Source organism: Zoogloea ramigera (genome assembly GCF_006539865.1).
Taxonomy (GTDB): Bacteria; Pseudomonadota; Gammaproteobacteria; order Burkholderiales; family Rhodocyclaceae; genus Zoogloea; species Zoogloea ramigera.
In genome coordinates, this window is sequence record NZ_BJNV01000062.1 from 23,248 (window position 1) to 29,916 (window position 6,669).

Consider the following 6,669-nt stretch of genomic DNA (forward strand, 5'->3'; position numbering starts at 1 on the left):
CTAAACCAAGAGGAGACGATCCATGTATACCCAGTCGTTCAGCGTAGCCGACGCGCCGGGGCAAAAGCCCGCCGCGCCGACGCTCTCCACCGAGAACCCCGAAGAGATGGCCCGCTTCGATGCCCGCATCGACGCCGACGGCCGCATCGAACCCCAGGACTGGATGCCCGAGGCCTACCGCAAGACCCTCGTGCGCCAGATCAGCCAGCACGCCCACAGCGAGATCGTCGGCATGCTGCCCGAAGGCAACTGGATCTCCCGCGCACCCAGCCTCAAGCGCAAGGCCATCCTGATCGCCAAGGTGCAGGACGAGGGCGGCCACGGGCTGTATCTGTATTCCGCCGCCGAGACCCTCGGCACCAGCCGTGACCAGCTGCTCGAAGGCCTGCACAGCGGCCGCGCCAAGTACAGCTCGATCTTCAACTACCCGACCCTCACCTGGGCCGACGTGGGCGTGATCGGCTGGCTGGTCGACGGCGCCGCGATCATGAACCAGATCCCCCTGTGCCGCTGCTCCTACGGCCCCTACGCCCGGGCCATGGTGCGCGTCTGCAAGGAGGAATCCTTCCACCAGCGCCAGGGCTACGAAGCGCTGCTGGTGATGATGACCGGCACCGAGGCCCAGAAGGCCATGGTGCAGGACGCGGTGAACCGCTGGTGGTGGAAGTGCCTCGCCATGTTTGGGCCGCCCGACGCCGACAGCCCCAACAGCGCCCAGGGCATGCGCTGGGGCATCAAGCGCATCAGCAACGACGACCTGCGCCAGAAGTTCGTGGACGCCACCGTGCCCCAGGCCAAGGTGCTCGGCATCACGCTGCCCGACCCCGACCTCAAGTGGAACGAGGCGCGCCAGCACTACGACTACGGCCAGATCGACTGGGCCGAGTTCTGGAACACCGTCGAAGGCAACGGCCCCTGCAACAAGGAACGCCTGTCCACCCGGGTCAAGGCCCACACCGATGGCCAGTGGGTGCGCGATGCCGCCCTGGCTTACACCCGCAAGCAACAAGAACGCGCGATGAAGGAGGCAGCATGAACACCCCCGCACTCAAGGAATGGCCCCTCTGGGAAGTTTTCGTCCGTAGCAAGCAGGGCCTCGAGCACAAGCACTGCGGCAGCCTGCACGCCGCCGACGCGTCCCAGGCGCTGCACATGGCCCGCGACGTTTACACCCGCCGCCAGGAAGGCGTGAGCATCTGGGTCGTGCCGTCCGCCTCGATCACCGCCAGCAACCCTGACGACAAGGGCGAGCTGTTCGACCCGGCGGCCGACAAGATCTACCGCCACCCGACCTTCTACGAAATCCCCGAAGAAGTGGGGCACATGTAATGAGCACGCCCATCGACTACCTGCTGCACCTGGCCGACAACGCCGTGGTGCTGGGCCAGCGCAACGCCGAATGGTGCGGCCACGGCCCCATCCTCGAAGAAGACCTGGCGCTCGCCAACGTCAGCCTCGACCTCATCGGCCAGGCCCGGCTGCTCTACCAGCGCGTGGCCGAGCTGAAGGGCGGCGACGCCAGCGAGGACCAGCTCGCCTACTTCCGCGACGCCCACGAGTTTCGCAACTACACGCTGCTGGAGCTCCCGCACCACGGCCCGCTGGTGGGCTACGCGGCGGCCGACCGGGACTACGCCACCACCATCGTGCGCAACTTTTTGTACTCCGCGCTGATGGTGCTGGTGTGGGACGGCCTGCAGAACTCCGCCGACGCGGGCCTGGCGGCCATCGCCGCCAAGTCGGTCAAGGAGACCAGCTACCACCTCCACCACGCCCGTGACTGGCTGGTGCGGATGGGCGACGGCACCGACGAATCCCACGCCCGCGTGCAGGCGGCGGTGGACCACCTGATGCCTTACACCGAGGAGTTCTGGACCACCAGCCCGGCCGAAGGCGCGGCGGTGGCCGCCCACGTGGCCGTCGACGTGTGGGCCCTGCGCCCGGCCTGGGACGCGATGGTGAACGACGCGCTGGCCGAGGCCACGCTGAGCCGCCCGAACTTCCACGGCTACGTCACCGAGGGCAAGGTCGGCCTGCACTCCGAGCACCTGGGTTTCCTGCTCGCCGAGATGCAGAGCCTCGCTCGCGCCCACCCCGATGGCCGCTGGTGACACCATGAGCACCGCCACCGAAAGGGTGTGGGCCGCGCTGGAAGCCCTGACCGACCCGGAGATCCCGGTGGTCACCCTGCGCGAGCTCGGCATCCTGCGGGAGGTGAACGACGCCCCGGACGGCCTCGAGGTGGTCATCACGCCCACCTACAGCGGCTGTCCGGCGATGGGCCAGATCGAGGACGACGTGCGCGCCAGGCTCGCCGAGCTGGGCGTGGCGGCGCGGGTCGTCACCCGCCTGTCGCCCCCGTGGACCACCGACTGGATGAGCGACGCAGCCAAGGCCAAGCTCCACGCCTACGGCATCGCGCCGCCCCACACCCGGCCGGCGCCCGACGTCTCGGTGATGCGCTTCATCAAACGCCCGGCGGCCGACGTTGTGAGCTGCCCCCACTGCGGCTCAAGCCGCACCGTCGTCACCTCCCAGTTCGGCTCGACTGCCTGCAAGGCACTGTACAAGTGCCTCGACTGCCAGGAGCCGTTCGATTACTTCAAACCGTATTGAGGCGGGGAGGCGTAAGGGGAGAGGAGTAAGGAGACCGGGCTGAAACATCTTGCGCTGGCGATCGTCCGTGCAACAGGATCGGTCAAGGCCTCCTCACTCCTCACTCCCGTCTCCTCCCTGCTCCGAAGGAGCCCCACATGTCAGCTCTCCGATTTCACGACCTCACCGTCAAGCGCGTCAGCCCCGAGGCGGCCGGCGCGGTGGCGATCACCCTGGCCATCCCCGACGAGGCGAAGGACAGCTTTGCCTTCGAGCCCGGCCAGTTCCTCACCCTGCGCGCCAACGTGGCCGGCCAGGACGTGCGCCGCAGCTATTCCATCAGCAGCCCGCGCAGCCGCCTGGCCGCCCGGGGCGAGCTCGAGATCGGCATCCGCCCGGTCGAGAACGGCCTGTTCTCCAACTGGGCTGCCCAGTCCATCAAGGCCGGCGACACCATCCAGGTGATGCCGCCGGATGGCCGCTTCGTGGTCAAGAAGAAGCGCGCGATCCACCGCGTGGGCTTTGCCGCCGGCTCGGGCATCACGCCCATCCTATCGATCGCCGCGAGCACGCTCGAGGAGCAGCCCGGGTCCAAGTTCACCCTGGTCTATGGCAACCGCCGCATGTCGTCGGTGATGTTCAACGAGGCCCTGCAGGACCTCAAGGACCGCTACCGCGACCGCCTCACGCTGATCCACGTGCTGTCGCGCCAGGCCCAGGAGGTTGATCTGCTCCAGGGCCGCATCGACGGCGACAAGGTGCGCGAGATCATCAAGGCCCTGTTGCCGGTGGGGAGCATGGACGAGGTCTTCATCTGCGGCCCCGACGCCATGATAAGCGCCACCGAGGACGCGCTGGTGCAGGCCGGTGTGCCCGCCGACCGCATCCGCACCGAGCGCTTCACTGCCGGCCTGCCAGCAGGGGCCAAGCCGGTGGGTGCTGGCGCAAGCGCCGCTGCGGTGGCCCAGGCCAAAAAGGACATCGCCCTCACGGTGGTGCTCGATGGCAAGGAGCACGAACTCGCCATCGGCCCCGACGAACACGTGCTCGACGCGGCCCTCAACGCCGGCCTCGACCTGCCGTTCTCGTGCAAGGCCGGCGTGTGCTGCACCTGCCGCGCCAAGGTGCTCGACGGCACGGTGGTGATGGACAAGAACTTCACCCTCGAAGCGCCCGAGGTGGCCCAGGGCTTCGTGCTCAGCTGCCAGGCCCGCGCCACCAGCAAGCGCCTGTTGGTGAGCTTCGACGAACGCTGAGCTCGCAAGCCTGGCGCCATAAAACAGCGAGGCCGCCTCATGGGGCGGCCTCGCTATTGGTGCGTTAAGAACCGCGCTCAGTGATAGTGCCGGCTCAACCCGACGCGCTTTGCCCCGGCGCCACCATCCTCGATCGCCTCGTCGGCCAGCGCGTCGAAGTGGGCCGAAACGAGCTCCCGCGCCTGGGAAATCTGCTGCTGCAGCTCATCGGAGTAGGGCAGGGGCGCATAGGCCATCGCCGCCGTACCCCGCCCGAGCAGGGGTGCCGGGAACACCTTGGCCTGATCGTAATGCAGCTCCGAGAGGCGCACGCCGGCCTCGAAGACGCTGCGGATCAGGTAGCGCGAGGCCGCCTCGTTGATCACGTCCTGGAAGATCAGCTGGGCCTGATTGGGGTTCTGCTCCCCCTCGGCCACCCCGAGGATGCGGCGCAGATCCTCCGGCAGCCACACCCCGCCGCCGACGCCCTCATGGCGGTTGAACTGCAGCGCGGCGAGGGTCAGGACTCGGCTCGCCTTCTCCGTGGTCACCCGTACCGGGCCGTCCTCGTACACCCCCAGCGCGGCGCGGCAGGCCTCGCACTGGCGCACGCTCTCGAGGCGCAGATAGAGCTGGGCGAGGTTGAGCACGTAATCCAGCGGCAGCCGCGAAGGCGCCAGACAGGCTGTGCCGTAGGCCTCCACCAGCGGCCCCAGGGCCTTCTCGACGAATTGATTCACCCGGCTGGAAGCAGCCTCGAGGAGCGCGATGAATTCAGCTTGTTGTTCGGTGAGTTGCATGAGGGTTCCCGGTTTGGGCTCCAAGTATGAAAAAAGCCCGCAACGGCGGGCTTCTTCGGGTGTTTCTGATGCTGCGTGATACGGCTTGAAGTGCTTGGTTGGTCCCCCCGACAGGTGAAAAGGGATCGAACCACGTCTCAAAACCCGCGCCGTTACTGGGTTCCCGACTGCCTGTAGGTCAAACTCTACCACGCAGTTATCAGAAGAGCCAAGCGATTTGGGTAGCTGGGCTCCGTTAGACTTTCGGGTATCGCTCCGCTTGAAGTTCAGCAATCGAACTATAGGTGCCTGAGAAAAACACGGTGACGGTCTTGTCCGGGTTCTGGACACCGGCGCAACTCGGGTCCATGTCCCCATCAACTGTGATTGGGATGCAGACTGAGGAGAAATCACAAGGGTCATCTTTCGTTGCGGAAGTCTCTACTCGCCATGCAATCACGGGTTCGCCCAGTTCTACCGTGCGTTCTTCAGGCCCCAGGTCATAGACCAACGAAAATCCCGGCTGGGCGGGAATGATTTGATAACTCGGTTTGGGGTTGTTCATCTACGTTCTCCTAGCGGTCGCGAATTCAATTTAGATGAGGGTTAGCTGGCCGATTTCAACCTCAAGCCCCGAAAAATCCGCTGGAAATTTTCGAGGGGCCAGACTTCGTAAGCAAAGCGCCCATTCCCCCCGTACCCGCCCCGACAGCCACCCACGCAGCCGCAGCCGATAGGGGACCGCATGGGCGCCCGGCAAAGCCTCTATCGTGGCCCAGGTGCGGCCGTCTCCCTCGCCTTGCCCGTCACCCTCGGCGCCTCTTCAGGGCCCGTGCCGGCCTTCCTCGGGCCCCCTGAAGCCTGTCCTAAACCGACCGTTTGCGGACACCCTCGGCGGACCCTGTACGGAACCTAGCTTGACAGGGTATTGGACAGGGTGAGACTATCGGACATCCAAATCGGACACCTTCAGGAGCCCCTCGCCATGACCGCCCGCGTCTTCGCCTACTGCCGCGTCTCAACCCAGGAACAGACCACCGACAACCAAGTTCAAGAAATCAGGCAGGGCGGGTTCAACCTGGAAGACCGCCGCATCTATCGGGAGGTCGTCAGCGGCTCCCAGGAGACCAAGCAGCGCCCGGTCTTCGCCAAGCTCCTGGACAAGCTGGACCATGAAGACGTGCTCATCGTCACCAAGCTGGACCGACTCGGGCGCAATGCGATGGATGTACGGGCCACCATCGAAGACCTCGGCAAGCGGGGCGTCAGCGTCCATTGTCTCGCCCTCGGGGGAATGGACCTCACCAGCCCAGCGGGGAAGATGACGATGCAGGTTCTAGCGGCGGTGGCGGAGTTCGAGCGGGACTTGCTCATTGAACGGACACAGGCGGGACTAGCCCGGGCGAAGGAGGAAGGGAAGGCCATCGGCCGCCCAGGAGCCCTTACAGACGCCGAGCAGGAGGCCGTCAGGGTCCGCCTCGGCAAGGGGGAAAGCGTGTCCGCCCTCGCCAAGGAGCTGAAGACGAGCCGACAGACGATCATGCGGGCCCGGGACAAGGGGCCGGCCGTTGATTCGTGAGCCTCGGCGAACCTCGGGGGAGCGTGAGCGCGGCTCCCTGTTTTGTTGCCCCCTTCAGGCGGTCTTTCGGGGCCGTCTTTGTTTTGCCCATTTCGGGGAATCGACGGTAAGCCGTTTTAAAGCTCTTTTGGCCGTCTTTTGTTGCGGGTGCTGGATTGATAGCCTCGAAGCTCAGGAGGCCGCTACAGGCCGTTTAAACGCCTCCTAGGCCCATCCGATAAACCCCGGGTTTAGAAGGACCACCCAAACCTCCCCCAAGCTCGCCGCAAGCGGCAGCGACGTACAAGGCCGGGCAGGAGGTGACCCCTGTGACCACGATGAGCAGCCGCGAGATTGCCGAGCTGACCGGGAAGGAGCACTTCAACGTGCTGCTCGACATTCGGAAGATGCTGGCCGAGCTGCAAATCGGAGACTTGAGTTTTCAAGGCTCCTACATGAGCGCCCAAAACAAGGCCATGCCGGAGTTCCGCCTCCCGAAAGC

9 protein-coding genes are annotated in these 6,669 nt (G+C 65.7%); 7 read left to right on the forward strand and 2 right to left on the reverse strand.

All coding sequences use genetic code 11. The annotated features are described in order from the left end of the window. Window positions 1-22 precede the first annotated feature (22 nt). From paaA to ZRA01_RS15895, 5 genes are all read left to right on the forward strand, one after another. Window positions 23-1,036, forward strand: a complete 1,014-nt coding sequence (gene paaA / locus ZRA01_RS15875) for a 1,2-phenylacetyl-CoA epoxidase subunit PaaA (RefSeq protein ID WP_141353983.1) — start codon at window positions 23-25, stop codon at window positions 1,034-1,036. Continuing rightward, window positions 1,033-1,329, forward strand: coding sequence for a 1,2-phenylacetyl-CoA epoxidase subunit PaaB (gene paaB, locus ZRA01_RS15880; RefSeq protein WP_141353985.1), 297 nt, complete (start codon window positions 1,033-1,035; stop codon window positions 1,327-1,329). Before paaA ends, paaB begins: the two co-directional genes overlap by 4 nt. Next, window positions 1,329-2,111 (forward strand): 1,2-phenylacetyl-CoA epoxidase subunit PaaC, encoded by a 783-nt coding sequence (gene paaC / locus ZRA01_RS15885; RefSeq protein ID WP_141353987.1) that lies wholly within the window; start codon window positions 1,329-1,331, stop codon window positions 2,109-2,111. The genes paaB and paaC overlap by 1 nt, the downstream gene beginning before the upstream one ends. 4 nt (window positions 2,112-2,115) lie before the next feature. Beyond that, window positions 2,116-2,616 carry a 1,2-phenylacetyl-CoA epoxidase subunit PaaD gene (gene paaD / locus ZRA01_RS15890; protein ID WP_141353989.1) on the forward strand — a complete coding sequence of 167 codons (501 nt, stop codon included), beginning with the start codon at window positions 2,116-2,118 and terminating at the stop codon, window positions 2,614-2,616. 137 nt (window positions 2,617-2,753) lie between these two features. Further along, complete coding sequence (locus ZRA01_RS15895; protein ID WP_141353991.1) at window positions 2,754-3,851, forward strand: 2Fe-2S iron-sulfur cluster-binding protein; 1,098 nt, start codon at window positions 2,754-2,756, stop codon at window positions 3,849-3,851. A gap of 77 nt (window positions 3,852-3,928) precedes the next feature. On the opposite strand, the gene ZRA01_RS15900 is transcribed toward ZRA01_RS15895, so the two are convergent. Together ZRA01_RS15900 and ZRA01_RS15905 are read right to left on the reverse strand one after the other, a co-directional pair. Then, window positions 3,929-4,630 (reverse strand): hypothetical protein, encoded by a 702-nt coding sequence (locus ZRA01_RS15900; protein WP_141353993.1) that lies wholly within the window; start codon window positions 4,628-4,630, stop codon window positions 3,929-3,931. Window positions 4,631-4,865: 235 nt separating this feature from the next. Beyond that, the gene (locus ZRA01_RS15905) at window positions 4,866-5,174 is read right to left on the reverse strand and encodes a hypothetical protein (RefSeq protein ID WP_141353995.1); all 309 of its coding nucleotides are present in this window, start codon (window positions 5,172-5,174) and stop codon (window positions 4,866-4,868) included. A gap of 420 nt (window positions 5,175-5,594) precedes the next feature. On the opposite strand from ZRA01_RS15905, the gene ZRA01_RS15910 reads away from it, so the two are divergent. Both ZRA01_RS15910 and ZRA01_RS21400 read left to right on the forward strand, forming a co-directional pair. Next, window positions 5,595-6,188: a recombinase family protein gene (locus tag ZRA01_RS15910; RefSeq protein WP_141353997.1), complete on the forward strand. Its 594-nt coding sequence runs from the start codon at window positions 5,595-5,597 to the stop codon at window positions 6,186-6,188. A gap of 317 nt (window positions 6,189-6,505) precedes the next feature. After that, a partial coding sequence (locus ZRA01_RS21400; protein WP_170182995.1) for a Rha family transcriptional regulator occupies window positions 6,506-6,669 on the forward strand: 164 nt, incomplete at its 3' end.